This window comes from Paraburkholderia sp. SEWSISQ10-3 4, from assembly GCF_030464785.1.
Classification (GTDB): domain Bacteria; phylum Pseudomonadota; class Gammaproteobacteria; order Burkholderiales; family Burkholderiaceae; genus Paraburkholderia; species Paraburkholderia aspalathi.
On the sequence record NZ_JALPRI010000021.1, the window covers coordinates 40,455 to 63,841 of the forward strand.

Sequence of the window (23,387 nt, forward strand, 5' to 3'; positions counted from 1 at the left end):
TGGCCGTCCGCGCCACCTGGGCGCATGGACCGGCCCGCCGGTCGCTGTCTGTTACTGGGCTGCCGGCGCTGCCGCCGGCACCTTCGGTGCAACCGTCACCGGTTGCGCAAGTCTTTGCAGCAGCGGCTTGGAGCCGGCCGCGTCGTCCGACAAGGTGGTCGTGGTGGAGTCGTCATGGTCAAGCGCCTCCTCCGACTTCTTGTTCAGCACGATGATGCTGATGCGGCGGTTTTCCGGGTCCATCGGGTCCGCCTTGTTCAGGTTCTGCGTCGACGCGAGGCCGAGTACGCGCATCACCTTCGCTTCGTCCATGCCCCCGGCGATCAGCTCGCGGCGCGACGCATTGGCGCGGTCCGCGGACAGTTCCCAGTTGCTGTAGCCCTTCTCGCCGCCCGCGTATTGCGCGGCGTCGGTGTGTCCTTGCACGATGATGCGGTTCGGCACGTCGTTCAGCGTGTGGCCGATTTCGCGCAGGATGTCGCGCATGTACGGCTCAACCACGTCTTTCGCGGTCGCGAACATCGGCCGCTTCTGCGAGTCGACGATTTCGATGCGCAGGCCGGTCAGCGTCGAGTCGATGCGGATCTGCTGCTTGAACTGGCGCAGCACCGGGTTCGCTTCGATCGCGGCCATCAGCTTGACCTGCAGATCGTGCAGACGGACCTGTTCGCGGCGCTCCAGCTCGCCCTGCGACTGCTTGATCGAGTCGTCGTTGCTATGCGAGACCGTGCGCTCGGCGCGATTGTTCGTGCCGTCAGTCGAGCGCGTCACGCCCTGCGCGTCGGTCGAAATATCGCGGCCGCCGCCCTTCAGAATGCTCGAGTCCTCGGCGCTGCGATCGCCGCCCCACAGCGTGATCTTCAACGGCTGGTTGAAGTAATCGGCGATGCCCTTCAACTGCACGGTGGAAGCCGAGCTCAGCAGCCACATCAGCAGGAAGAACGCCATCATCGCGGTCATGAAGTCCGCATACGCGAGCTTCCATGCGCCGCCGTGGTGGCCTTTCTTGGCCGGCGCGGAGCGCTTGACGACAATGGCGCGGTCTTTATCCTTGCTCATCGAATCAGTTCCCGGCGCCCATTACTTGGCTTTGACGCGGCGCACGTGCTCTTCCAGCTCGGCGAACGACGGGCGTTCAGTCGAGAAGAGCACCTTGCGGCCGAATTCGACGGCAATCGCCGGCGCATAACCATTCAAACTGGCGAGGATCGTCACCTTGATGCACTGGAACATCTTGGTCGACTCGGTCACGCGCTGTTCGGCGACGCTCGCGAGCGGTCCGATCAGCCCGTACGAAAGCAGAATCCCGAGGAAGGTGCCGACCAGCGCCTGGGCGATCATCTCGCCGAGCACTGCGGGCGGCTTGTCGGCGGAAGCCATGGTGTGCACCACGCCCATCACCGCGGCCACGATCCCGAACGCCGGCATCGCGTCGCCGACCTTGTTCAGGGCGTGCGCGGGCGCCTCGCCTTCCTGGTGATGCGTCTCGATCTCCTCGTCCATCAGGCTTTCGATCTCGAACGCGTTCATGTTGCCGCCGACCATCAGACGCAGGTAGTCGGTCAGGAATTCGATGATGTGATGGTCGGCGAGAATCTTCGGGTACTGGGTGAAGATCGGACTCTTCGACGGATCGTCGATATCGGCTTCCAGCGTCAGCGTGCCTTCCTTGCGCGCCTTGGCCAGCAGGACGTAGAGGAGCGCCATCAGCTCCATGTAGACGTCCTTGTTGTACTTCGCGCCCTTGAACAGGGTCGGGATGACGCGCAGTGTCGCCTTGATCGTCTTCATCCCGTTGCCGAGAATGAATGCGCCGACGCCGGCGCCGACGATCATCAGCACTTCGACAGGCTGCAACAGCGCGCCGAGATGGCCGCCTTCCAGCGCGTAACCGCCGAAAACGGACAATAGCGTCACGAGTGTTCCCACGAAAATCAGCACTGCCGAGCCCTCACAAAGAAGCGACGGTGACCGTCGTTAATCTGGTTTACGGCAACGGAGCAGAAAACTTTGACGGAAAAGCGGCTCGTCGCTCCGGTGTAAACCAGAGGCGGGTTAAACCGGCCCGGCCGGGTCCCGTGTTGACCGATCGGGCTGGAAAGCCCGCCGAATGGGGATGTGGGCGTGTGAAACGACCTGTGCGCCGGATTGCGGGCTAAAGGCCGGCACCGCCCTACGGCTCAAACTTCGAGCGCGGCGAGGCTTTCGCGGGCCCGGGCGTCGGCAAATTTCTTTGTCTTACCCGCGCGCGACGGCGGCTGGCACAACCCGCAAACAAAGGCGTGCTGCGGATCGTGGGCATGCGCGACAAAATGTCCGCCGCACCGGCAGCAGGCGGTCATTTGCAGCATTCCGGAGTCGAAGAAGCGCACCAGCGTCCAGGCGCGCGTGAGACTGAGCACGGGCTCGTCGTCGTGCAGCTGGACGTGTTCCAGATAGAGCCGGTAGCTCTTCACAATCGACTGGATCGTCGGACAGCCGCCGTGGCCGGCCATGAAACAGTAGATGTTGTAGAACAGCGATGAGTGAAAGTTCGGCTGCCAGGTCATGAACCAGTCGGTCGAAAACGGCAACATGCCCTTGGGCGGCGACACCCCTTTCAGCTCCTTGTACAGCTTGATCAGCCGGTCGCGCGACAGGCTGGTTTCCGCTTCCAGCAATTGCAAACGCGCACCGAGCTCGATCAGCTCGATGGCGAGGGTAATTTCCCTGACTTCCTGCACAACGCTCTTATAGGCCATCCGCTTGCAATTCCCCAATCCTGATCGCTTTACTTGAACCAAAAGCTGCCATCAGCTGAGTTGCTCGACTGGCTGGCTTGCCATCAGGATCGCGGAATGCGCCTGGGCCACGGCGCTCGATTTGCCTTTGTCCGCAAGGGCGGACAGTACGGCATGGTCATCGAAACGGAAACGGCACAACACCTGATTGGACGCCGCCAGCTTCACGGTCTGCGCCAAAGACAGGTTGGCGAGGACGTCGGCCAGCTGGTCCGAAATCCCCATGCGAAACATGCCCATAGGCTTGTCTTCGCGCAGCAGACGCTGGGCGAGCAGGAGATAAGAAAGATTGACTTCTCTGATCTCATTGAGCATTTCGCTTGTCGCGCTCATGATTCCCCCGGGTGTATCTGGCTGGTCAGGCCGTTACGGAAACGTTTGCTCGAACGCGCGCACTTAAACCGCACGAATCGGCTCGTTTCTGGTCTTGGGAGCATTGTGTCGAAAGGGGGAGCGGACGAAAATCGGACAGACACCCTGCCTGTTTGACGGATTAATCCGTCATTCGTGTAGGAATTATTCCTACACGGAGGGGTCGTAAAGAAGGCTGAAGCAGCCGAAGTGGCGCTCAGCTTGAGGCCGGCGATGCGTTTTGGCTATTTCTTCAGCAGAAATGTGAACCAAACGGTGAGTCTTGAGTGACTCACAATCCGCACCTTGTAGTGGTGAGGAAGAATTATAAGACGTTTTCACTTCTGTGCAACGCGCGTGGTTTAGGGCGCGTTTCAGCCCCCCGGGACCGCCCCTTGCTGGTGTTCCTTTAGCGTTCGGATGCCCATCCTGTCGTGCTTGCCGACTATCGGGACACCCTCCTGCCGACCTGTAACGCATCATGTTTCGCGCTGTAACAACATTAAGCGTTTGAAAAATAACTCGAATTAGCGCGGCCGATCCCGATAATGAAGCTAAGGGATTACCCGATGCAGGTTCGGAACACCCCCGGGCGGCGGCTTACCGCGCCCAACCGTCCGTCAGGCATTCGCTCCTCGCTCGACCCGAGCGCCGTTGTGCGAAGCCGTTTTGAACAGGAGAAACGCATGCGAATCGCACAAATTGCGCCGCTGTATGAAGCTGTCCCGCCGAAACTCTACGGCGGCACCGAACGTGTCGTCTCGTACCTGACCGAAGCGCTGGTCGATCTCGGCCACGACGTCACGCTGTTTGCAAGCGGCGACTCGGTCACCTCGGCGAACCTCGATGCGTGCTGGCCGCGGGCGCTGCGCCTCGACCCGACGATTCGCGATGCGCTGGCTCCGCACGTCCTGATGATGGAAAAGGTGCGCAAGGTCGCGCACGAGTTCGACGTGCTGCACTTTCACCTCGACTACATGCCGTTCCCGCTCTTCACGACCATGGACACGCCGTTCGTGACGACGCTTCACGGCCGTCTGGACTTGCCGGAGCTGCAACCGGTGTTCGACGCGTTCTCGAATGTGCCGGTGGTGTCGATCTCGGATTCGCAGCGCGTGCCGCTGCCCCAGGCCAACTGGCTGAATACGATTTACCACGGTCTGCCGGAGCAACTGCTCACTCCGCAGGCGCACAAGAAGCCGGAATACCTGGCGTTCCTCGGCCGAATCTGTCCGGAGAAGCGCGTCGATACAGCTATCAAGATCGCTGCACAAAGCGGTTTGCCGCTGAAGATCGCCGCCAAGGTGGACAAGGTCGACCAGGAATACTTCAAGAAGGAAATCGAACCGCTGCTCTCCATGGCGCACGTGGAGTTCGTCGGAGAGATCAACGAGGCGCAAAAGCCCGAGTTCCTGTCGGGCGCCAAGGCGCTGCTGTTCCCGATCGACTGGTCGGAGCCGTTTGGTCTCGTGATGATCGAATCGATGGCGTGCGGCACGCCGGTGATCGCCTTCAACCGCGGTTCGGTACCGGAAGTGATCGACCACGGCGTGACCGGCTACATTGTCGAGGACGTTCAAGGCGCGGTAGCCGCGCTGCAGCGTCTGGACGAACTGTCGCGCACCGAGATTCGCGCGCAGTTCGAGCGCCGCTTCAGTTCGAAAACAATGGCCCAGAATTACGTTGACGGCTATTCGGCACTGATCGAAGCGACGCGCCGCCCGATGTTGCGCCGGGTTGCGGTGGGTTGAGCGATGGGCTTAAGTGGCTGAGGTTTTTATCCGCTCAGCCGCTTAAGTCGTGCTTCTGCCGCTTACGCCGTTTTCTCGCCGTTTTCCGATTCGCACGCCAATCATGAGTAAATTTGCCTGGTGAATCGTTTGCGCGAGCGCTTAGCTAGAGTTAACCCGCTTCTACTACGGAAAAGCCGCCTCTCAAGGGCGGCTTTTTTAATTCAGCCATGGATGCGCTTCCATCCCGGATTAGCGCGACGCGAATAAACAACCCGGCGCCGTTCAACCTTCAGTTGGCTTTCGCCCGGACTACAGAGCATTCAGGCCGCGCCAATCAGAAAGCGTTCGCGATTCTTACCGACAATCCACTTTGGCGGTTTGCCGCGTCCGCTCCAGGTATTGCCCGATTTCGGATCCTGGTACTTGGCCGGCAGCGGCGCCTTCTTCGGCGGGCGTCCACGCTTGGCGGCCACCGCAAAGCCGAGGTCTTGCGCGGTCAGACCGTATTCAGCGATCTTTTGGCGGATGTCGGCGACAACATTGTCGACTTCAGTACGACGGGCTTCGTCTGCCTGTGCCTGCAATTTGGCAATCTGTGCCTTGAGGTCTGCATATTGAGACATATCGGTTCTCCCCTTTTTAGAACTCATTCGCTCGCAGACTAGCTGCAATTATAAAAATTCGCAATGGACAATAATACCGATTTAGGAAGAAATCATCTGATAATTATTAAGCGTCGATGAATTGTAAAACGAGATCTTTATCGGGTAATAATAGGTAAAGGCGACTCCACTTTGACAATTCTTGACACCTAATCCGGCTGTCTTTCCCTAGAATTGCGCGCTCAATGGCATGCACTAGCGCTTAGCGTTCATGCCACTCCAAGCGTCAAACATTTTAGGATTACCAATCATGCAGTTGTCAAAGCGCCTTGCTGCCGAGCTGTTCGGCACCTTCTGGCTCGTGCTCGGGGGCTGCGGCAGCGCCGTCCTCGCCGCCAACTTCGCCGGCCCGGTCCACGGCCTGGGCATCGGTTTCGTGGGCGTCTCGCTCGCCTTCGGCCTCACGGTCCTGACAATGGCGTATGCGATCGGCCATATCTCCGGCTGCCACCTGAATCCGGCGGTGAGCGTCGGCCTGACCGTCGCCGGCCGCTTCCCGGCCCGCGACCTGGTGCCGTACATCGTCGCGCAAGTGATCGGCGCGGTGCTGGGTGCGCTGGTGCTGTCGTTGATCGCCTCGGGCAAGCCGGGCTTCGACCTCGTTGCCAGCGGGTTCGCCAGCAACGGCTACGGTGAGCGCTCGCCGGGCCATTACTCGCTCGTAGCGGCATTCATTTGCGAAGTGGTGATGACCGGCTTCTTCCTGTTCGTCATCCTCGGCGCGACCGACAAACGCGCGCCGGCCGGTTTCGCGCCGATCGCCATCGGCCTGTGCCTGACGTTGATTCACCTGATCTCTATTCCGGTTACCAACACGTCGGTCAACCCGGCGCGCTCCACCGGTCCGGCGCTGTTCGTCGGCGGCGCAGCGGTGGATCAGCTGTGGATGTTCTGGGTCGCACCGATCATCGGCGCGGTGATCGCAGGTGTGCTGTACCCGCTCGTCGCCGAAAGCCGCCGCGGCAATTCGCAGGAACTGGCGCTCGACTGATCGGCGAGTGCGCTGGGTGTGCCAGGGTGCGCATACCCTGGGCAATCAAAGCGGGCGCTACGGCGCCCGTTTCGTTTTTGCGCACAATGCGGGCAGGCCCACGGCCTACCGATAACCCGCTGCTAGAATCGTGCGACTTCCCAAGCTCGCACAGGTGCTACTGATGACCCGTTTCCGCGGATTCCTGCATGGCGTCGCACTCTCCATCGGCGGTTTGTGTGCAGGCGTGCTGGCGTTACCCGCGGCCCATGCGGCGGACAGCAATACCGAAACGCTCGTATTCGTGCGCCACGGTGAGAAACCCGCCAAGGGTTACGGCCAGCTCAATTGCCAGGGGCTCAACCGCGCGCTGGCCCTGCCGGCGGTGATCGCCGCCAAGTTCGGCAAACCGGATGCGATCTACGCACCCGATCCCGGCCAGCAAAAGGACGACAGCGGTCATCCCTATTACTATGTCCGGCCGCTTGCGACCATCGAGCCAACCGCCATCCAGTTCCAGATGCCGGTGCAAACGCCATACGGCTTCGCCCAGATCGATCAACTCGGCACAGCGCTCGTCAATCCGGCCAATCGCAACAAGCTGATTGTCGTTGCATGGGAGCACAAGTTAATCGTGAAGTTGCTGCGCCAGATGATGAGCACGCATGGCGGCAATGCCGCCGATGTCCCCAACTGGCAAAGCGACGACTTCGACAGTATTTATATCGTTCGCCTCAACTGGCAAAACGGCACGGCCCGCGCCACGTTCAAGCTTGACCGGCAAGGACTGAACGGCCGCGCTGCGGATTGCCCATGCGCGGCGCTGCCGGGAGCGGCTGCGGCGGGTGCTTCCTCTGGCTCGGCTGATTAATTGGGTAATACAGATGTAAGCCGTGATTACGGGCGCAGCCGTCCGAATGCTGCAATAGGCGATGGGAACTGGATGCCGGCTCGCCTCAGGAAGCCGGGGGGCCTTATTTGACGGGGCTTCGACCGGAAAACGCATACCGCGTGTTGCGTTCGAATGTTCCTTCTATTGCCTTTCAAACCCTGCGACGATGCTTGCAGTCCGTAACATCTCGTCTCACTAATCAGCGACCGGAATGCGTAGATTGGTCCTGTGCGACAAACATACGTCGCCTCACAGGAGAACAACATGAAACGCATCGTCACTCACTTGCTGGTTGCTGCTGGACTCGCGGCGGGCGCATGCGGTGTCGCGCAAGCCCATACGGATCTGAATATCGGCCTGTCGCTCGGCGCACCGGTTTATGCCCAGCCTGCACCCGTCTACGCAGCGCCGCAGCCGGTGTACTACGGCAACGGCGGCTGGGACCACCGCTACGACCGCGGCGGCTACTATCGCGACGACCACCGGGATAACCGCGGCTGGAATCACAACGACCGCCACTGGGGTCACTATGACCACGGCGATCGCCGTGGCGGATGGCACGGCTAATCGTAGCGCTGGCTCGTAAGGCCTTCGCCTGGGGAGGCGAACAACCGGCCCGCATCCACGAAAGAGGATGCGGGCCGGTCCGTTTTCAGGACATCAGTTCGTCGTCGAGCGAGAACAGTTTACGCAGATGGTGCGCCACGCCCGCTTCGAAGTTGTTGCCGATGCGCGGTACGTCCGGCAGGCGCCTGATGAGATCGGGATTGGCGTTGTTCATCATGAACGGATGGCCGGCTGTCTCCAGCAGGTCGATATCGTTCATGTTGTCGCCAAACGCCACGCAGTGCGAGGCATCGACGCCGAGGCGCTCGAGCACGATCTGCAAAGCACGGCCCTTCGATACGTTCGACGTCATCACCTCAAGGCAATCCGGCAGCGAATAGGTAACGTACAGCGCGTCGCCAAATTCGCGCGCCAGGTTGGCCGAGATTTGCGCGAGGTCAGCAGGGTCACCGATGTAGAGGACCTTGGCAATGTCGACGCCGTCGTGTTTCAGCAGGTCGGTGACCTCGTAGGTGAAGCCGGAATCCTGATGGAATTTCAGCAAGTCCGGCGCATCGCGGTCGATCAACCACGCCTGGTCGGCGAACAGGTTGACGATCACACGTCCGTGCTCGCCGACGATTTCCGGCAGCACCAACCGCTGCACGATGGCCGGTGGCAGGTCGTCGGCGTGGATCACGGTGTTGTCCGGCGCGTGAATGCGCGCACCGTTCGACGTGATCAGGTACGGCTCGATGCCCAGCAGGTCGCGAATGCCCGCAACGTCGCTATAGTGGCGCCCCGTGGCGATCACGAAATGCAGCCCGTCGCTTTCCAGCTTACGCACGGTGGCGATCGTGAACGGGTCCACCTGGTGATCGGCGTTGAGCAGCGTACCGTCGAGATCCGTGGCAATGACTTTGTACATAGTGTGGGCAGCCGGGCAGCGTCAAAGATCGCATTTTACCGTTGTGCGCCGGATCCGAGAGATCGCTCCCGGCGCGCCCGGCGATTCTCAACCGCCGATGCGAGCCGCTTCGCGCTGCGCCAACTGCAAACCGCCGTGTGCCGAGTCCGCCAACGGCTCGCGCAAACGGGCTTGATAGATCTGCGGCACGTACTCGCGCAAGGGTGCGCCGAGACCGCCGCACAGCGCGACCGGCAGGATCTCCGAAGGGTCGAGCGCGGCAATCATCTTGCCCACTTCCAGGCCGGCTTCGCCGAGCAAACGCGCGGCAAACGGATGCGTGCGATGTGCAAAGACGATCGGCGCGAGCCTTGCGTAAGCGGTTTGATTGGCTTCGCACAGCCAGACCACGAGGCTGTCGCTGTCATGTGCGCCGGTGTGGGCGAGCAGCGCCTGCGCCAGATCGTCGTTGGGTACACGGCCGTCGGCCGCCTGCTGGGCGTACACGATGGCTCGCAGCCCAAGCCACGCGCCGCTCGCCTCGTCACCCGACGGGTAACCGAAGCCGCCGGCAGTTCGGCACTCGCCGTTGCCGTCAAGCACAGCCGCCTGACTGCCGGTGCCAAGCGCGACGACCACGCCCTGCGCGCCGCCGTGCGCACCAAGCAAGGTGGTGTACACATCGCTTTCCACCGCAAGCCCGGCTACCGTCGGCGCCTGCGCGCGAAACGCAGCCAGCCAGTCGCGATTATTGACCCCTGCCAACCCGCAACCGAGTACGCAGCGCGCCCAGTCCAATGACATGTCGGCCCGTGCGAATGCGGCGGCGCAGCCGGCCTCAATGGCCTGCCACGCGCGTTCCACGCCGAGACCCAGCCCCGAGGGGCCGCTCGCCGCCTGCGCCAGTTCGCGGCCCTGCGCATCGCCGAGTACGACTCGCGTACCCGTGCCGCCGCCGTCAATGCCGATCAGAAAGAGGTCTTTATTCATCGAATCGAGTGAGTTCAGGTGGTGAATAACGCATAGCGTGGCAGGTCAGTTTCAATCCCGCAATCGGCCGAATGGCCAGCTTGCGACGCGCTGGACTTCCGCTATGCTGACGGACGACATGACAACGCGGGAGCGCAAAAGTGACACAGCGATGCAACTGGGTATCGAGCGAAGCGCTCGCACACTACCACGACACCGAGTGGGGCGTGCCCTCGCGGGACGATCAGCATTTGTTCGAACTGCTTGTACTGGAAGGTGCCCAGGCAGGGTTGTCATGGTCGACGATTCTCAACAAACGGACCGGCTATCGCCGCGCCTTCGCCGACTTCGACATTGATAAGGTCGCGCGCTTTACGCCCAAACATGTGGACGCGCTGGTGCTGGACGAAAGTATCGTACGCCATCGCGGCAAGATCGAATCGGCCATTACCAACGCGCGCGCAGTGCAGCAGATTCAGGCCGAGCACGGCTCGCTCGCCAACTTCGTATGGTCGTTCGTCGATCAGACGCCGATCCAGAACGATTGGGCATCGTATAAACAGGCGCCCGCATCGACCGAAATTTCGGACGCGCTCAGCAAGGGGCTGAAGCGCTATGGCTGCAAGTTCGTCGGCTCGACGATCTGCTATGCATTCATGCAGGCAGTCGGCATGGTGAATGACCACGAGGCGAGCTGCATGTGCCGCGCGCGATGCGCGGCGCTTGGCAAGAAGGGACGCAATCGCAAGGCCGGCTGAAGCAGCGCAGCGGCAGCGGTTGGTAGCGCCTGGCGTAAAGCGTCTGAGGCGCCGCTCGCGTTCCAGGCGAACGCCGGCCATCCGGTAAAGCCCTGTCTACGCTTTTCACGCGGGCAGTCGTTATAGAGATGGTGAGCGCTGGCCGCCACGGTGGCGGACGGTGTCGCCAGACCGGCATAAGCGGCAGAAAAGGCAAACGAGCCAAACCCGGGAATTGAAGGCTTTTCGCATTGCTAGTCCGGGCTTCATTAATTGGCGCGTATCCGATACTGCCGTTCATGCGCTCGAACAACGAATAACCGCTGCGTAACGCATGGGAGACCAACCATGAAAACCCTTAATTTCCTGACCCATCAGGAGATTTTCGACCAGGCCGTGGACCATCTGCTCGGCCAGAAACGCGCCGCCTTGCTACCGCGTGGCGGCGGCGCATACCGCGGCTACTGCGGCGGTTGCCCGGTCGGCAGCTTCATCAAGCCGCGCGACTACATGACTGCGATGGAAGGCGTTCCAGTGCGCTACATCGGCCGCGCGGCCACCGAGGTGCCTGCGTATATGGATGCCGGCATCTCTGCGCTCAAAAAGGCGCTCCTGCGCGCCCGCCTCAATGTCTACGACCCGGCCACAATCGCTCTGCTGAGTTGCCTGCAGAACGTGCACGACGTGTTCGGCACGTGGGAATGGCATGAGCGTCTGAGCTCAATTGCCCGGCAATTCGGCCTGTCCGCCGAACGCCTGAAGAGCGCCGCGTAACGAGCCTCGATACGGCGGCAAAAGCCCAACGTAAATCGACTCCCCAAAAGCAAAACGGCGATGTGGCTTCTTTCGAAGCTCACACCGCCGTTCGGCGTACAGTGCGCGAAATGCAGCGCGAAAAAGCGTGCTTAGTGCAGCTTTTTCGGCAGCATCTGGCTGCGCAGGCGCTTGTGCAGGCGCTTCACAGCAGCAGCCTTCTTGCGCTTACGTGCCGTAGTCGGCTTTTCGTACGATTGACGCTCACGCAGTTCAGCGATCAGGCCATTCTTTTCGATTGCGCGACGAAAGCGGCGAATCGCCACTTCGAACGGCTCGTTTTCTTTCAGAAGAATCGTCGTCATGTAATTCCTAACTCAATCACTTGATAGGGGTAAATTGCGTGGCGGATACCGCTCACGCGCCGGCCCTCCGGTCGTTCCGATTCATGGCCAGTAACAGGCAAACGCGGGATAAATCCCGGCCAAACCACGAATGAAACGAGAGGCATAACGGCCACGGAGGCCGGAAAAGAGAGGTGGGGAGTTCACCGCGGAACGCGGACAGACGTAACGCATATGCCGCGTCTGCTGCCGTTTCGCCAACCTTTCATCAATGAAAAACATTGACGAAACAGGCAAAGATCTCAATTCACTCCCGATGATATCAGGAAACTCTCCATCCTACCAGGGGTTTAGCGATCGCGCCAGGCCTCCGCGCGGGTCAAGCGCTTGCCTCGTCCAGCTCGCGGATATCGGCGCCGGTCAGCATCAGATGGACGGCGGCGGCCAGACTTTTGAGCTGGTCGACCGAGGTCGCGCTGGCAATTGGGGCCGTTACACTCGGGCGGGCGATCAGCCATGCCAGCGCGACCGTGGCTGGCGTGCTGCCGTGCCGCCCGGCGACCCGGTCGAGCGCGTCCAGAATCCGCAAACCACGCTCGTTCAGATACTTCTCGACCCGGCTGCCGCGCGCCTTGTTGGCCAGATCGGCCTGCGAACGGTACTTGCCGGACAGAAAGCCGCTTGCAAGGCTCCAGTACACCACCACGCTGAGCTGATTGGCGAGCGCCACCGGCTCGATGTCGCGCTCATACTCCGCGCGGTCGTACAGGTTGTACTCCGGCTGCAGCAACTGGTACTCGGGCAGCCCATGTTGGCGGGACACGGCGAGTGCTTCCTCGACGCGCGCGCCGCTGTAGTTCGACGCGCCGATCACCCGCACCTTGCCCGCCTCGATCAGCTTCTGATACGCGCCGAGGGTTTCGGCCAAAGGCGTTTCGGTGTCGTCGTCGTGAGAAAAATAGACATCGATGTAATCCGTCTGCAAGCGGCGCAGCGAATCCTCGACTGCCGCCTGAATGTTCGCCGCCGACAAACCCTTGCGCTGCGGGTGCTTCGAAACCTTGGTGGCGAGCACGATCCTGTCGCGCTTGCCGCTCCGCCTGAACCACTTGCCGATGATGGTTTCCGATTCGCCACCCTGGTTTCCCGGCGCCCACGCGGAATAGACATCGGCGGTATCGATAAAGTTGAGCCCCGCATCGACAAATGCATCCAGGATCGAAAAGGAGGTCGATTCATCGGCTGTCCAGCCAAATACATTGCCACCGAACATAAGCGGCGCGACCTCTAATTCGGAACGTCCAATCCGGCGTTTTTGCATGATTTTTCCAGGGTTTGTCACAAGAGGAAAGGAGAATACGCCGTCTTTTCAATACCTGCAGTGGATCTCCCGAACAAGGCTGCAAGCGGCTTGCAGACGGGTAGCGGCCCAACCGGCTCGAAAAACAATTGGGTCGCTATTGCACAAAGTTCCTCAAGTTTTTTTTAGACGCGCCGTCAACCTTCACTGAGGCGGCCAGCAATGAACGAGTGCTTCCGCCGATGCCAACGTGGCGTATTGGGCTCAAGGCTTATTTAGGAGATTTTCATGCTCGGAATCAATAGCAACATCAACTCGCTGGTTGCACAGCAAAACCTTAATGGCTCGCAAAGCGCCCTTTCGCAAGCCATCACCCGTCTGTCGTCGGGCAAGCGCATCAACAGCGCGGCTGACGACGCAGCAGGTCTGGCGATCTCGACGCGTATGCAAACGCAGATCAACGGCCTGAACCAGGGCGTGTCGAATGCGAATGACGGCGTGTCGATGGTTCAAACCGCATCGAGCGCACTGTCCTCGCTGACGTCGAGCCTGCAACGTATCCGCCAACTGGCCGTGCAAGCATCGACCGGTTCGCTGTCGTCGAGCGACCAGGCAGCTCTGCAGAAGGAAGTGGCAGCACAGATCTCTGAAGTGAACCGTATCGCGTCGCAAACGACGTACAACGGCACCAACATTCTGGACGGCTCGGCAGGCAGCCTGACGTTCCAGGTCGGCGCGAACGTTGGCCAGACCATCAGCCTGAACCTGAGCCAATCGATGTCGGCAGCGAAGATCGGTGGCGGCCTGGTGCAAACGGGTCAAACGGTCGGCACGGTCTCGCTCAGCGTGGACTCGGCGGGTGCTTACACGACGGCTGCCAGCCCGGCAATCACGGCAATCAACGTGCTGTCGGACGGCCAGGGCGGCTACACCTTCACCGACCAGAATAACCAGGCGATTGCCGCGACCGTCGCACAAGCAGTTTTCGGCGCAGGCGCAACGGCAGGTACGGGCACGCAAGGTACGGCTCTGGCACTCCAGGCTGCTGCAACGACGACGGCAGGTGCGGGTTCCGCTGCTCAGGCATCGGCAGTCGCACAGATCAACGCGATCAACAGCCCGCCGACGGTTTCGAACCTCGACATCAGCACGGTCACCGGCGCGAACGAAGCGATGGTCTCCATCGACAACGCACTGCAGACCGTCAACAACCTGCAAGCATCGCTGGGTGCCGCACAAAACCGCTTCACCGCAATCTCGACGTCGCAGCAAGCTGAGTCGACCGACCTGTCGTCGGCACAATCGCAAATCACGGACGCCAACTTCGCACAAGAAACGGCGAACCTGAGCAAGGCGCAAGTGCTGCAACAAGCTGGTATCTCGGTGTTGGCGCAAGCTAACTCGAACCCGCAGCAAGTTCTGAAGCTCCTGCAGTAAGAGCTGACGCAGTAAGGTGATGCGCCGCCCGCAAGTGCGGCGCATCACCGGGTTTCAAGCAACGGGAGGCATGCCTCCCGCTGTGCATTCCGCTTGAGAAGTGATGTAGCATCGCGCACCACCCAATACAGATTTCCAGACGCCCGGAGCCTCTGCATGTCCTCGATCTCAACCACGTCTACTGCTGCGTCGACCGCCGCCGCCAACTCAGCGCTGCAGTCGGCCGCTCAATCGATCATCAGTGGCTCGACCGGCAACTCGTCGATGGACGTGTCGACGCTCGTTACGGCACTCGTGAACGCGAAGACTGCCGGACAAACGGCGGCTCTGGCGGCGCAACAAACCACGGATAGCACCACGTTGTCCGCATACGGTGCCCTGAGCTCCGCGCTGAGCGCGTTGCAGTCGGGTATCACGAACCTCGCCAACGGCACCACGCTGTCGACTTTCTCGGCAACCGCCAGCGGCACCGGTCTGACGGCGACAGCCGGTGCGGGCGCCGTGGCCGGCAGCTACTCGGTCGCGGTAACGCAGATCGCCAGCTCGCAGGCATTGTCCTCGGCAGCCTTCGGCGCCACGACACAACTGGGCGCCGGCACGCTGACGGTTTCGCTCGGCGGCAAGTCGATGGACATCAACGTCGACAGCACCAACAACACGCTCTCCGGCATCGCGTCCGCAATCAACTCCAGCAGCAGCAACCCTGGCGTCACAGCGACCATCGTGACCGGTACGGACGGCGCCCACCTCGTGCTGCGCGCGGCGAACACGGGTGCCGCCAACGTCATCAACGTCTCGACCAGCAATGTCACGTCCGACACCGGCCTGTCGAGCCTCGGCGTGACCTCGACTGCCAGCACGACGGGCGGCCAATCGTCGATCACGTCGGCGAATTCGAGCAGTGCCTGGACGCAAAGCGGGTTTGCCCAGGACGCGGAATTCACGGTCGGCGGAATCGCCGCCAGCAGCTCAACCAATTCTGTGACGAGCGCCATTTCCGGCGTCACGATGAACCTGACAGCGGCATCCGCGGGCACCACGCAGACGCTGACCATTGCGACGGATACCACGTCGCAGAGCACCGCGATTAACAACTTCGTCAGCCTCTACAACACCGTCGTCACGACGATGTCGACGCTCACGTCGTTCAACTCGTCGTCCTCGTCGCAAGGCCCGCTGCTGGGCGACTCGACGCTGCAGACGATCAAGAACGCGCTGGCTTCGATCGTGGGCGGCTCGGTTGGCTCGGGCAGCACCGGCACCACGCTGGCGTCGATCGGCATCACGTTGAAGGACGACCCGGCAGACGGCACGATGGTGGTCGACAACACCGCGCTCAGCACCGCCCTGACGGCCAACCCGGCAACGGTCGCCTCGCTCTTCAACTCGACCAACGGCATCGCCGAGCAGCTGAACAGCAGCATTACCACCTTCACGCAGACCGGCGGCATCATCGATACGCGCAACAGCGCGCTGAACGCCGACCTGAAGAGCATCACCACACAGCAAACGGCGCTCGCCGACTACACGGCGCAGCTGACGAGCCAGTATCAGGCCCAGTTCACCGCGCTGAACACGCTGATGGCGACAATGAACAACAACTCGCAGTACCTGACCGCCCTGTTCGGCGGCACCAACAGCGCCGGCGCGCTGGCGACCAACAAGAGCTAAGCCATGGCCCCGATCGAAATGAATCAGACGGAGTTGGTCGAACGCCTGCTGTCGATCACACGGGAAATCGAACAGGCGGCCTCGCTGGCCGATTGGCCGGAAGCGGGCCGCCTGACCGAACTGCGTTCGCCGCTGCTGATGTCGCTGTCGGCCAATCAGGAACCGGCCGCGTTGGAAATGATCCGCCGGATTCAGGACATCGACGCAGCGTTGCTCGCCGATGCGGAAACCACCCAGAACGAACTGCACACCGAGTTCGAAGCCGCGATCGGGCGCACCAAGGCCGCAGGCGAATATCAGCGGATGGCTCGCCTGTAAGCGGGCTAAAGGTTCAGCGGCCGCTCCTCGCCCGAACCGAATCGGCCGAACCGCGGGATCGACCCGCTGAAAAGGCTCCGCAGCATTGAACTGCAGTACCAGACAATAAGAACTACGCGCTGAAGCAAGGGCGCGCTCGTTCCCTCAGCCCGCCTCGTGCGGGCTTTTTTCTTGGCGTCCGGCCTTCCGCCGCCGCGCCCCATGCGCTAAACAGGCGGCTTTTTTACCGTCATCTCCGCGCATCGGAAACACCCTCCCGGTCGCACAATTTCCGTCATAGACCATTCTGCGCTGACACCATGACTCTCCTGTACGAGCAGCCGACCGCTGAACACTTGACGCCCGAACAGCAGTTCGAGCATGACATCGCTCTCGTTTTGCAGACAGCGCTGGCGCATCACCACAAGGGGGAGTTCGACGACGCCGAGGCGCTGTATAGGGCGATCCTAGAAGCAATGCCCAGCAACACCGACGTGCAGTACAACCTCGGCGTGCTGTACGTGCAGCGCAGTCGTCCTGTCGAGGCACTGCCACACCTGGAAGCCGCGCTCGGCGGCGCGCCGGATAACGGCCAATTCTGGGTTGCCTACATCAACGCATTGATCGACGCAGACCAGACCCAGGCGGCCTGGCTGGCACTGGAGATGGGGCAGCAAAGGGGATTGAAGGGGCCGGCAGTCGACGGGCTGATTACGCGGATGGCGCGCGGCGGTACTGGCTTAGCGACCGCCGCCGTCGTACCTGTCGTTGCATCGCCGGAACCCACTGTGACGGTGGCCATTTCGACAAACCGGGATGCCTCGGAGCCCCCAACGGCAGCACTCGATACGCGCCGCCCCTCTCCACAAGAAATAAGCCGCTTCAACACCCTCTACGCCAGGGGCCACGTTCCGGATGCCATCAAGCTTGCACAAAGCCTGACTGAACGATTTCCGTCGAGCGGCCTCGCATGGCGTTGCCTCGGTATCGCTCTGCATAAGGCTGGCCAATACAGCGATTCCGCCGAGCCCCTGAGAAACGCCATAAAGTTTGGTAGCGACGATTCCGACGTTCGGAAGGCGCTGGCCGACTTGCTGCGCTTGCTCGGTCACTACGCCGAGGCAGAAGCCGAGTGCAGAAAACTGCTCGAACTGCATCCGGACCATTCAGAAGGTCATCGTATCCTCGGCATGGTGCTCGCCGGCCTCGGCCGCACCCGTGAAGGGATCGCCGAGTGCCGTCGTGCAACCGAACTCACGCCCGACTACTCGGAGTCACATAGCACGCTGGGCGTCGTGCTGCTTAACGCCGGCGCCACAGACGAGGCCGAGCTATGCTTTCGCCGCGCGCTCGAACTCGATCCCAAAAATGCACCGACGCGCAGCAATCTGCTCTTTACCATCGCGCACAACCCTCACATCGCCCCTGAGCAAATCTACGCCGAACATCGCGAATTTGCCCGGATTCACGAAGCATCGCTACGCTTGCCGAAGCCGCGTCACACGAATAGCCGCGCGCCCGATCGCCAGTTGAAAATCGGCATCGTTTCCGGCGACTTGTTCCGGCACGCAGTCGCCTCCTACCTGATGCCGATCATGGAGCCGCTCGCAAAAGACGAGAGCCTGCAGCTCCATGTCTACTACAACCATGTGCAAGAGGATGACTATACGCAGTGGTTACGCACCCAGGCTGACCAATGGAACATGGTTACTGGCATGTCGGACGAGCAATTCATCGCTAAGGTTCGCGCCGACAAAATCGATATCCTGATCGACCTGAGCGGACATACCGGCCGTAACCGACTGCAGGCGTTCGCGCGCAAGCCCGCGCCGATTCAGGTCAGCTGGATCGGTTACCCGGCGACGACCGGTCTCGACGCGATGGACTACTACCTCAGCGACCGCTTCTTTACGCCGTTCGGCGACATGGAGCAGCAGTTCTCCGAGAAACTCGTGCATCTGGCAGCCATCGGACCGTTCCAGCCGGACCGGAATGCCCCGCCGGTCAACATCCTGCCGGCCATGCATAACGGCTATGTCACGTTCGGCAGTTTCAACCGGTTGAACAAGTTGCGCCCCGACGTGATCGCTGTGTGGGCGAGATTGCTTCGCGAGCTGCCCACTGCCCGGATGGTGCTCGGTTCGATGAACGGCGACGAAGGCGACGAAAACCTCATCAACTGGTTCGTCAACGAAGGCATTTCACGAAACCGCCTGACTTTCCGTCCGCGTTCCCGCGTAGAGGTCTACCTGCAACAACACTTTCAGGTGGACATCTGCCTCGACACCTTCCCCTATACCGGTTCGACGACCGTTCTGAACTCGTTGTGGATGGGCACGCCTACGCTGACGATAGCCGGCAGGACAATGGCAAGCCGGGCAGCGACGGCATGGCTCGCCCATGCGGGTCTCGACGCGTTTGCGGCCGAAGATGCGGATGATTTCGTGGCGAAGGGCGTCAAGCTTGCTTCCGACATTCCCGCGCTCGCCAGCATTCGCACGGCGTTGCGCGAGCGTTGCATGCAGTCGGCGCCGTTCCAGCCGGAAGTTGTCGCACAAAGCCTTTCACGCGCATTTCGCACGATGTGGCAGCGCTGGTGCGCCGACCTGGCGCCGGCGGCCTTCAGCGCACACGATCCGCGAGCAGCAAGCGGCGATCCGGTTCATACCGCATAACGTCCGTCAAACGTGACCCGGACCAAAAAACAGTAGCGAGGAAACCATGGGCTCAAGCGCTCCTCTTCGTGCGATCGCGTCGCTGGACGACGAACGCATCTATGTGACCCAGCCGCATCTGCCGCCGCTGGCCGAGTTCATGCCGTACCTCGAAAAGATCTGGAACAGCAAGATCCTCACCAATGGAGGACCGTTCCATCAGCAACTCGAAAAGGCGCTCTGCGAGTATCTGGGTGTCGAGCATCTCGCGTTGTTCGCAAACGGCACGTTGGCGCTCGTGACGGCGCTGCAGGCGCTGCGCATCAATGGCGAAGTCATTACGACGCCCTATTCTTTCGCAGCGACCGCGCATTCGCTCCTGTGGAACGGCATCAAGCCGGTTTTCGTGGACGTCCATCCGGACACGCTCAATCTGGACCCGGAGAAGATCGAAGCGGCGATCACACCGCAAACCACGGCCATCATGCCGGTGCACTGCTACGGCCATCCGTGTGATGTGAAGGCCATCCAGAAGATCGCCGACAACTACAACCTCAAGGTCATCTACGACGCCGCGCACGCGTTCGGTGTGCAAACCGAAGATGGCAGCGTGCTCAAGCACGGCGATCTGTCGATCGTCAGTTTCCACGCGACCAAGGTCTTCAACACATTCGAAGGCGGCGCGATCATCTGCCCGGATGCGAAGACGAAGCAGCGTATCGACCATCTGAAGAACTTCGGCTTCGTGGATGAGGTGACCGTTGTGGCCGCCGGCATCAACGGCAAGATGAGCGAAATCAATGCAGCCTTCGGACTGCTGCAACTGCAACACGTCGACAACGCATTGGCAAAACGCAAGGCGATCGACGCGCAGTATCGCGAGTTGCTGGCAGAGGTGCCCGGCATTCGCTGCCTGTCGGACGCGGGCGAAAAAGTCGCGAACTACGCGTACTTTCCCGTTCAGGTCGAAGACGATTTTCCAATCAGCCGCGATGCACTGTATGACCACTTTAAGCAACACGATATCTATGCGCGCCGCTACTTCTACCCGCTGATTTCCGAATTCCCGATGTATCGAGGCCTGCCGTCGTCGCATAAGGACAATCTGAGTGCCGCCAGCGCGGCATCGAAACGGATCTTGTGCCTGCCGATCTATCCCGATCTGAATCCGGCACAGGTTGAACGCATTGTCAGCATCATCGCCGGCATTCAATGATTTGAGCCGGTCTTAAAGCGGAATATGGGCAATGCAAAACATCGTGCTTGTCGGGTCTTCCGGCCACGCCAAGGTCGTTATCGACATCGTTGAAAAGCAGGGGCGCTACCGGATCGCCGGGCTCATCGACGCTTTTCGGGTGACTGGCGAAGAGACCCTCGGCTATCCGGTCCTTGGCGGCGAGTCCGATCTGGCGAGATTGACCGCCGAACACGATCTGCAGGGCGTCATCGTAGCGATCGGCGATAACAGCGTTCGCGCCAAAGTGGTCGCCAAAGTGGCCGACGTCTGCCCGCAATTACCCTTCGTGAGTGCTGTGCACCCTGCAGCGAGCGTCGGCAAAGGGACAAGCATCGGCGCCGGCACGGTTGTCATGGCGGGCGCTGTTATCAATGCCGACTGCCGCGTGGGTCGGTTCTGCATTGTGAACACGAAGGCATCGCTCGACCACGATTGCGTGATGGAGGATTTTTCGAGCCTCGCGCCTGGCGTGACCACCGGCGGCAATTGCCGCATCGGTAGCCACGCCGCCGTGAGCATCGGCGCGGTGTTGCGCCATGGAATCACGATTGGCGAGCACAGCGTGGTGGGCGCCGGATCAATCGTTCTGAAGGCAGTCGACGCTTTTTCAGTGACGTACGGAAACCCCGCGAAGAAAATCCGGGATCGCCAGCAGGGTGACAAATATCTTTAGTCGGAATCTGCCGCCCCCGCTTCACCGCCTGAACCGCCCGCCTCCGCCGCCAAAATGCCGCTGCGGCTGAAACTGCCCACTCGCTCGCGCATTCCCAAGATCGTGCCCCTGCTTAAGCGAGTCGAGCCGCTGCGTCTGGCTGGCGTTCGGCTGAACCGGCTGCCAGCCATCCGCGCTGTGCTGCTCCCAGCCACCGCCCTGATCATGCCGGTAGACGTTGCCGTCGCTGCCCGCATACACATTGCCGTTATTCCACGCGACAGCCTTGCCCGTGTCCTTATTGCCCACGATGCCTTTCGTGCCCGCCTCGTGATCGCCTGAATACGCGTTGCCGGTCACGCCCGCTTCTGCCGCGCCGTAGCGTCCGGTCTGCGCGTTGTAGCCGGCGCGCTGCCTACCCGCCGCATAGTCGCCGGTGCCTTCATTGCCGACCACGCCACCGCGCGCCGCCCCGCTGCGTCCCGTCGACGGATTGCTGAACGAGCCCTGCCGCCCGGCGGCGAAGTTGCCGTTGTACGCGTTCTCGACCGCGCCACGGCTCGCCTGGAAGTGGCCACCGGTATAAGGATTGAATCCGGATGCTGCCGTTCCGGCCCAGCTATTGCCAGTCCAACCGTTCCAGCCGCTCGCGTGCGTCACGGTGCCCTGCCCCCAGCGGCCGTAGATATTGGCCTGGTTGACGTTCGCGTATTGCCAGCTCCATGGGCCGCCGCCCCAATACGGCCCCCAGTACGGCGACGGCGCGCCCCACGTGGCGCCGATCGCAAAGCCGAAGGCGAAGCCCACTGTCGTGCCGAGCGCGAAGCCGGCGCCGTAGCCATAGGTGGCCGGGTAGCCGTAGTAGACGTCGCCGACATACGGCGCGTACACATAGCCCGTGCCGTACACAACGGTGCCGTCCGCATTGACAACCACGCCCATGTAGCCCGGTGTATAACCGACCACCACGGTATCCGGCGTCGCCGAATAAACGTGAACGTAGGTCACGTAATGCACGGGCGAAGCGGCCGGAATCGTATAGATCGCGGCCGGTACGGTATCGGCAACATGCCACGGGCCACTCGCCGCGTTCGCGGTGAACCAGATCCCGTTGGCGACCGCGAAGAATTGCGACGGCGCCGTCTGGATCACCGGCGTCGCCGTGTTCACTGCATACGACAAAGACGTGCCCGCGATCCCGACAAACTTCGGCGCGCCGTCATAGACCACCTTCAACGTGGTGGTCTTGCGCGATACGGTTGCTGTCTGCGGGATGGTCACTGCAATCGCCGCTTCTTTGGCCTGCGGTGTGCCGGGCACGGAGACAAGCGCATTCGCGTGCGGGTCGTCGGCAGCGATCTTTGCGAAATCGGCGGGGAGGCTCTTGCCGTCGACGAAAGTCCAAGGGCCGGAGAGGCCCGCTGCGGTGAACCAGCGGCCCGACAGCAGCAGGTAGTAGTGATTGTCGCGCGGCTCGACGAAGAGCGCGTGGTCGGCGTTAGTGACGGAGAGCAGATTCACGCCCTTCACCGGTTGCAGCGCCGGCTTGCCGTTCGTCACCACCAGTTCGGCCGGCTGCGCGGCGACCACCACGTCCGGCGCCTGCGCTGGCTTTTTGCCATCGGCGGGAAGCATCGGATCGGACTTCAGATTGGTCTGCGCGCTTTTCGCCGCGGCGACAAGCTCATTCGACGGTGTCGCGTTCAGATGCCACGGACCGCCGAGCGAATTCGCCTCGTACCAATAGCCCGCGGCATTCAGATGTAAAGCGCCGCTCGCGTCCTTGAGCAGCATCGCTCGCGTATTGATCAGGCGTTGATAGTGCGCGTCGCCGAGCGCACGCCAGTTCGCGTCGCCATCGACCAGCACGAGCAGCGTGGGACGTTCGGCAAAGATGATGTTCGGTACGTTGTTCTGCACCGCGAGGCCCGGTTCGCTGCCTTCGTGGGTGCTGGCGTAACTGGCCTGCAGTTGTTCAAGTGAGGTGATGAGACCGTCTTTGGGTATGCGGGCCTGCAAGGCAGTTTTCACCCCAGCGGCGGCGGAGGGCGTAGCCGGCATGTCGACCTGGTCGAAGACGATATCGAGCAGTTGCACTGTCGAACTCGTCTTGTCGACTTCAGCCCGCGCGGTGAAATGCGCGACGCCGTAGTTCGGCGTGGCGCTCTTCGCGCCGACCGCGAAAGCGGCGCGGCCTTCGATCCGGTTGCCCTGCCACACTTCCACCTGCGGTTGATACAACTCGATGCGCTGCTGTGCGCTATCGAAGTCGCGCGGCCAGACGGTCGGCAGCGGCTGCACCGCGGCGGCGGCGAGCGCCTGCCCGGGTGTGGCGAGTGTCACCGCAAGCGACGTGCAGACACCCGCGAGCAACTGCAAAGACCGCTTCATCGTAGTTTTCATTGTGCATCGCTCCATGAGCATTGACGGCGGGATAGACCGGTCATCAGACGCGGCGGACCCAGTCGGCAAATCAACTGGGCCCCGCTGATCGG

Annotated in this window: 22 protein-coding genes; 12 read left to right on the forward strand and 10 right to left on the reverse strand. The window is 61.5% G+C overall.

Annotated features, from left to right (window positions below):
- Positions 1-51: 51 nt before the first annotated feature.
- The 4 genes from motB to flhD all read right to left on the reverse strand — a co-directional run bounded on the left by motB (position 52) and on the right by flhD (position 3,113).
- Positions 52-1,059, reverse strand: coding sequence for a flagellar motor protein MotB (gene motB / locus M0D68_RS28920; RefSeq protein ID WP_093640796.1), 1,008 nt, complete (start codon positions 1,057-1,059; stop codon positions 52-54).
- A gap of 21 nt (positions 1,060-1,080) precedes the next feature.
- Complete coding sequence (gene motA / locus M0D68_RS28925; protein ID WP_006050895.1) at positions 1,081-1,941, reverse strand: flagellar motor stator protein MotA; 861 nt, start codon at positions 1,939-1,941, stop codon at positions 1,081-1,083.
- 239 nt (positions 1,942-2,180) lie between these two features.
- Positions 2,181-2,741 (reverse strand): flagellar transcriptional regulator FlhC, encoded by a 561-nt coding sequence (flhC, locus tag M0D68_RS28930; protein ID WP_200620183.1) that lies wholly within the window; start codon positions 2,739-2,741, stop codon positions 2,181-2,183.
- A 51-nt stretch (positions 2,742-2,792) separates the two neighbouring features.
- Positions 2,793-3,113, reverse strand: a complete 321-nt coding sequence (flhD, locus tag M0D68_RS28935; RefSeq protein WP_093640793.1) for a flagellar transcriptional regulator FlhD — start codon at positions 3,111-3,113, stop codon at positions 2,793-2,795.
- 704 nt (positions 3,114-3,817) lie between these two features.
- Between flhD and M0D68_RS28940 the strand changes: the two genes are divergently transcribed.
- The gene (locus tag M0D68_RS28940; protein ID WP_154559871.1) at positions 3,818-4,882 is read left to right on the forward strand and encodes a glycosyltransferase family 4 protein; all 1,065 of its coding nucleotides are present in this window, start codon (positions 3,818-3,820) and stop codon (positions 4,880-4,882) included.
- A gap of 302 nt (positions 4,883-5,184) precedes the next feature.
- Here the strand turns inward: M0D68_RS28940 and M0D68_RS28945 are convergent, their stop codons facing one another.
- Positions 5,185-5,487 carry an H-NS family nucleoid-associated regulatory protein gene (locus M0D68_RS28945; protein ID WP_093640787.1) on the reverse strand — a complete coding sequence of 101 codons (303 nt, stop codon included), beginning with the start codon at positions 5,485-5,487 and terminating at the stop codon, positions 5,185-5,187.
- Positions 5,488-5,776: 289 nt separating this feature from the next.
- On the opposite strand from M0D68_RS28945, the gene aqpZ reads away from it, so the two are divergent.
- The 3 genes from aqpZ (at position 5,777) to M0D68_RS28960 (ending at position 7,955) form a co-directional block, all read left to right on the forward strand.
- Entirely contained in the window at positions 5,777-6,517 is a 741-nt protein-coding gene (gene aqpZ, locus M0D68_RS28950) for an aquaporin Z (protein WP_093640785.1), read from the forward strand.
- Positions 6,518-6,680: 163 nt separating this feature from the next.
- Positions 6,681-7,367, forward strand: coding sequence for a histidine phosphatase family protein (locus tag M0D68_RS28955; protein WP_266226073.1), 687 nt, complete (start codon positions 6,681-6,683; stop codon positions 7,365-7,367).
- Positions 7,368-7,652: 285 nt separating this feature from the next.
- A complete protein-coding gene (locus tag M0D68_RS28960) occupies positions 7,653-7,955 on the forward strand; it encodes a PXPV repeat protein (protein WP_266226074.1) in 303 nt (100 codons plus the stop codon).
- An 85-nt stretch (positions 7,956-8,040) separates the two neighbouring features.
- Here M0D68_RS28960 and M0D68_RS28965 read toward each other — a convergent pair whose 3' ends face one another.
- Positions 8,041-8,862, reverse strand: coding sequence for a Cof-type HAD-IIB family hydrolase (locus tag M0D68_RS28965; RefSeq protein ID WP_266226076.1), 822 nt, complete (start codon positions 8,860-8,862; stop codon positions 8,041-8,043).
- An 87-nt stretch (positions 8,863-8,949) separates the two neighbouring features.
- Positions 8,950-9,831 carry a BadF/BadG/BcrA/BcrD ATPase family protein gene (locus tag M0D68_RS28970; protein ID WP_266226077.1) on the reverse strand — a complete coding sequence of 294 codons (882 nt, stop codon included), beginning with the start codon at positions 9,829-9,831 and terminating at the stop codon, positions 8,950-8,952.
- Positions 9,832-9,971: 140 nt separating this feature from the next.
- Here M0D68_RS28970 and M0D68_RS28975 point away from each other — a divergent pair, with 140 nt between their 5' ends.
- Both M0D68_RS28975 and M0D68_RS28980 read left to right on the forward strand, forming a co-directional pair.
- Positions 9,972-10,568 carry a DNA-3-methyladenine glycosylase I gene (locus M0D68_RS28975; protein ID WP_200653785.1) on the forward strand — a complete coding sequence of 199 codons (597 nt, stop codon included), beginning with the start codon at positions 9,972-9,974 and terminating at the stop codon, positions 10,566-10,568.
- Positions 10,569-10,895: 327 nt separating this feature from the next.
- Positions 10,896-11,321, forward strand: coding sequence for a hypothetical protein (locus M0D68_RS28980; RefSeq protein WP_093640769.1), 426 nt, complete (start codon positions 10,896-10,898; stop codon positions 11,319-11,321).
- 131 nt (positions 11,322-11,452) lie between these two features.
- Here M0D68_RS28980 and rpsU read toward each other — a convergent pair whose 3' ends face one another.
- Both rpsU and M0D68_RS28990 read right to left on the reverse strand, forming a co-directional pair.
- A complete protein-coding gene (gene rpsU / locus M0D68_RS28985) occupies positions 11,453-11,665 on the reverse strand; it encodes a 30S ribosomal protein S21 (RefSeq protein ID WP_006050883.1) in 213 nt (70 codons plus the stop codon).
- 358 nt (positions 11,666-12,023) lie between these two features.
- On the reverse strand, positions 12,024-12,965 hold the full coding sequence (locus M0D68_RS28990; protein ID WP_266226078.1) for an aldo/keto reductase: 942 nt from the start codon (positions 12,963-12,965) through the stop codon (positions 12,024-12,026).
- A 267-nt stretch (positions 12,966-13,232) separates the two neighbouring features.
- Between M0D68_RS28990 and M0D68_RS28995 the strand changes: the two genes are divergently transcribed.
- The 6 genes from M0D68_RS28995 (at position 13,233) to M0D68_RS29020 (ending at position 20,913) form a co-directional block, all read left to right on the forward strand.
- Complete coding sequence (locus M0D68_RS28995) at positions 13,233-14,381, forward strand: flagellin (protein WP_200653787.1); 1,149 nt, start codon at positions 13,233-13,235, stop codon at positions 14,379-14,381.
- A 156-nt stretch (positions 14,382-14,537) separates the two neighbouring features.
- A complete protein-coding gene (gene fliD, locus M0D68_RS29000; protein ID WP_200620175.1) occupies positions 14,538-16,052 on the forward strand; it encodes a flagellar filament capping protein FliD in 1,515 nt (504 codons plus the stop codon).
- Between the two features lie 3 nt (positions 16,053-16,055).
- Complete coding sequence (locus M0D68_RS29005) at positions 16,056-16,370, forward strand: flagellar protein FliT (protein WP_266226079.1); 315 nt, start codon at positions 16,056-16,058, stop codon at positions 16,368-16,370.
- A gap of 299 nt (positions 16,371-16,669) precedes the next feature.
- Positions 16,670-19,024 (forward strand): tetratricopeptide repeat protein, encoded by a 2,355-nt coding sequence (locus M0D68_RS29010; protein ID WP_266226080.1) that lies wholly within the window; start codon positions 16,670-16,672, stop codon positions 19,022-19,024.
- Between the two features lie 46 nt (positions 19,025-19,070).
- Positions 19,071-20,219, forward strand: a complete 1,149-nt coding sequence (gene vioA, locus M0D68_RS29015; protein ID WP_266226081.1) for a dTDP-4-amino-4,6-dideoxy-D-glucose aminotransferase VioA — start codon at positions 19,071-19,073, stop codon at positions 20,217-20,219.
- Between the two features lie 31 nt (positions 20,220-20,250).
- Positions 20,251-20,913: an acetyltransferase gene (locus M0D68_RS29020; RefSeq protein WP_266226082.1), complete on the forward strand. Its 663-nt coding sequence runs from the start codon at positions 20,251-20,253 to the stop codon at positions 20,911-20,913.
- A 21-nt stretch (positions 20,914-20,934) separates the two neighbouring features.
- Here M0D68_RS29020 and M0D68_RS29025 read toward each other — a convergent pair whose 3' ends face one another.
- A complete protein-coding gene (locus M0D68_RS29025; protein WP_266226083.1) occupies positions 20,935-23,295 on the reverse strand; it encodes a carbohydrate-binding family V/XII in 2,361 nt (786 codons plus the stop codon).
- Positions 23,296-23,387: the final 92 nt, after the last annotated feature.

What these genes read in the sequence shown, in the direction of transcription:
- motB (WP_093640796.1), bottom strand. Translation starts at nt 1,059, where the DNA reads ATGAGCAAGGATAAAGACCGCGCCATTGTCGTCAAGCGCTCCGCGCCG.
- flhC (WP_200620183.1), bottom strand. Translation starts at nt 2,741, where the DNA reads ATGGCCTATAAGAGCGTTGTGCAGGAAGTCAGGGAAATTACCCTCGCC.
- flhD (WP_093640793.1), bottom strand. Translation starts at nt 3,113, where the DNA reads ATGAGCGCGACAAGCGAAATGCTCAATGAGATCAGAGAAGTCAATCTT.
- M0D68_RS28940 (WP_154559871.1), top strand. Translation starts at nt 3,818, where the DNA reads ATGCGAATCGCACAAATTGCGCCGCTGTATGAAGCTGTCCCGCCGAAA.
- M0D68_RS28945 (WP_093640787.1), bottom strand. Translation starts at nt 5,487, where the DNA reads ATGTCTCAATATGCAGACCTCAAGGCACAGATTGCCAAATTGCAGGCA.
- aqpZ (WP_093640785.1), top strand. Translation starts at nt 5,777, where the DNA reads ATGCAGTTGTCAAAGCGCCTTGCTGCCGAGCTGTTCGGCACCTTCTGG.
- M0D68_RS28955 (WP_266226073.1), top strand. Translation starts at nt 6,681, where the DNA reads ATGACCCGTTTCCGCGGATTCCTGCATGGCGTCGCACTCTCCATCGGC.
- M0D68_RS28960 (WP_266226074.1), top strand. Translation starts at nt 7,653, where the DNA reads ATGAAACGCATCGTCACTCACTTGCTGGTTGCTGCTGGACTCGCGGCG.
- M0D68_RS28965 (WP_266226076.1), bottom strand. Translation starts at nt 8,862, where the DNA reads ATGTACAAAGTCATTGCCACGGATCTCGACGGTACGCTGCTCAACGCC.
- M0D68_RS28970 (WP_266226077.1), bottom strand. Translation starts at nt 9,831, where the DNA reads ATGAATAAAGACCTCTTTCTGATCGGCATTGACGGCGGCGGCACGGGT.
- M0D68_RS28980 (WP_093640769.1), top strand. Translation starts at nt 10,896, where the DNA reads ATGAAAACCCTTAATTTCCTGACCCATCAGGAGATTTTCGACCAGGCC.
- rpsU (WP_006050883.1), bottom strand. Translation starts at nt 11,665, where the DNA reads ATGACGACGATTCTTCTGAAAGAAAACGAGCCGTTCGAAGTGGCGATT.
- M0D68_RS28990 (WP_266226078.1), bottom strand. Translation starts at nt 12,965, where the DNA reads ATGCAAAAACGCCGGATTGGACGTTCCGAATTAGAGGTCGCGCCGCTT.
- M0D68_RS28995 (WP_200653787.1), top strand. Translation starts at nt 13,233, where the DNA reads ATGCTCGGAATCAATAGCAACATCAACTCGCTGGTTGCACAGCAAAAC.
- fliD (WP_200620175.1), top strand. Translation starts at nt 14,538, where the DNA reads ATGTCCTCGATCTCAACCACGTCTACTGCTGCGTCGACCGCCGCCGCC.
- M0D68_RS29005 (WP_266226079.1), top strand. Translation starts at nt 16,056, where the DNA reads ATGGCCCCGATCGAAATGAATCAGACGGAGTTGGTCGAACGCCTGCTG.
- M0D68_RS29010 (WP_266226080.1), top strand. Translation starts at nt 16,670, where the DNA reads ATGACTCTCCTGTACGAGCAGCCGACCGCTGAACACTTGACGCCCGAA.
- vioA (WP_266226081.1), top strand. Translation starts at nt 19,071, where the DNA reads ATGGGCTCAAGCGCTCCTCTTCGTGCGATCGCGTCGCTGGACGACGAA.
- M0D68_RS29020 (WP_266226082.1), top strand. Translation starts at nt 20,251, where the DNA reads ATGCAAAACATCGTGCTTGTCGGGTCTTCCGGCCACGCCAAGGTCGTT.
- M0D68_RS29025 (WP_266226083.1), bottom strand. Translation starts at nt 23,295, where the DNA reads ATGAAAACTACGATGAAGCGGTCTTTGCAGTTGCTCGCGGGTGTCTGC.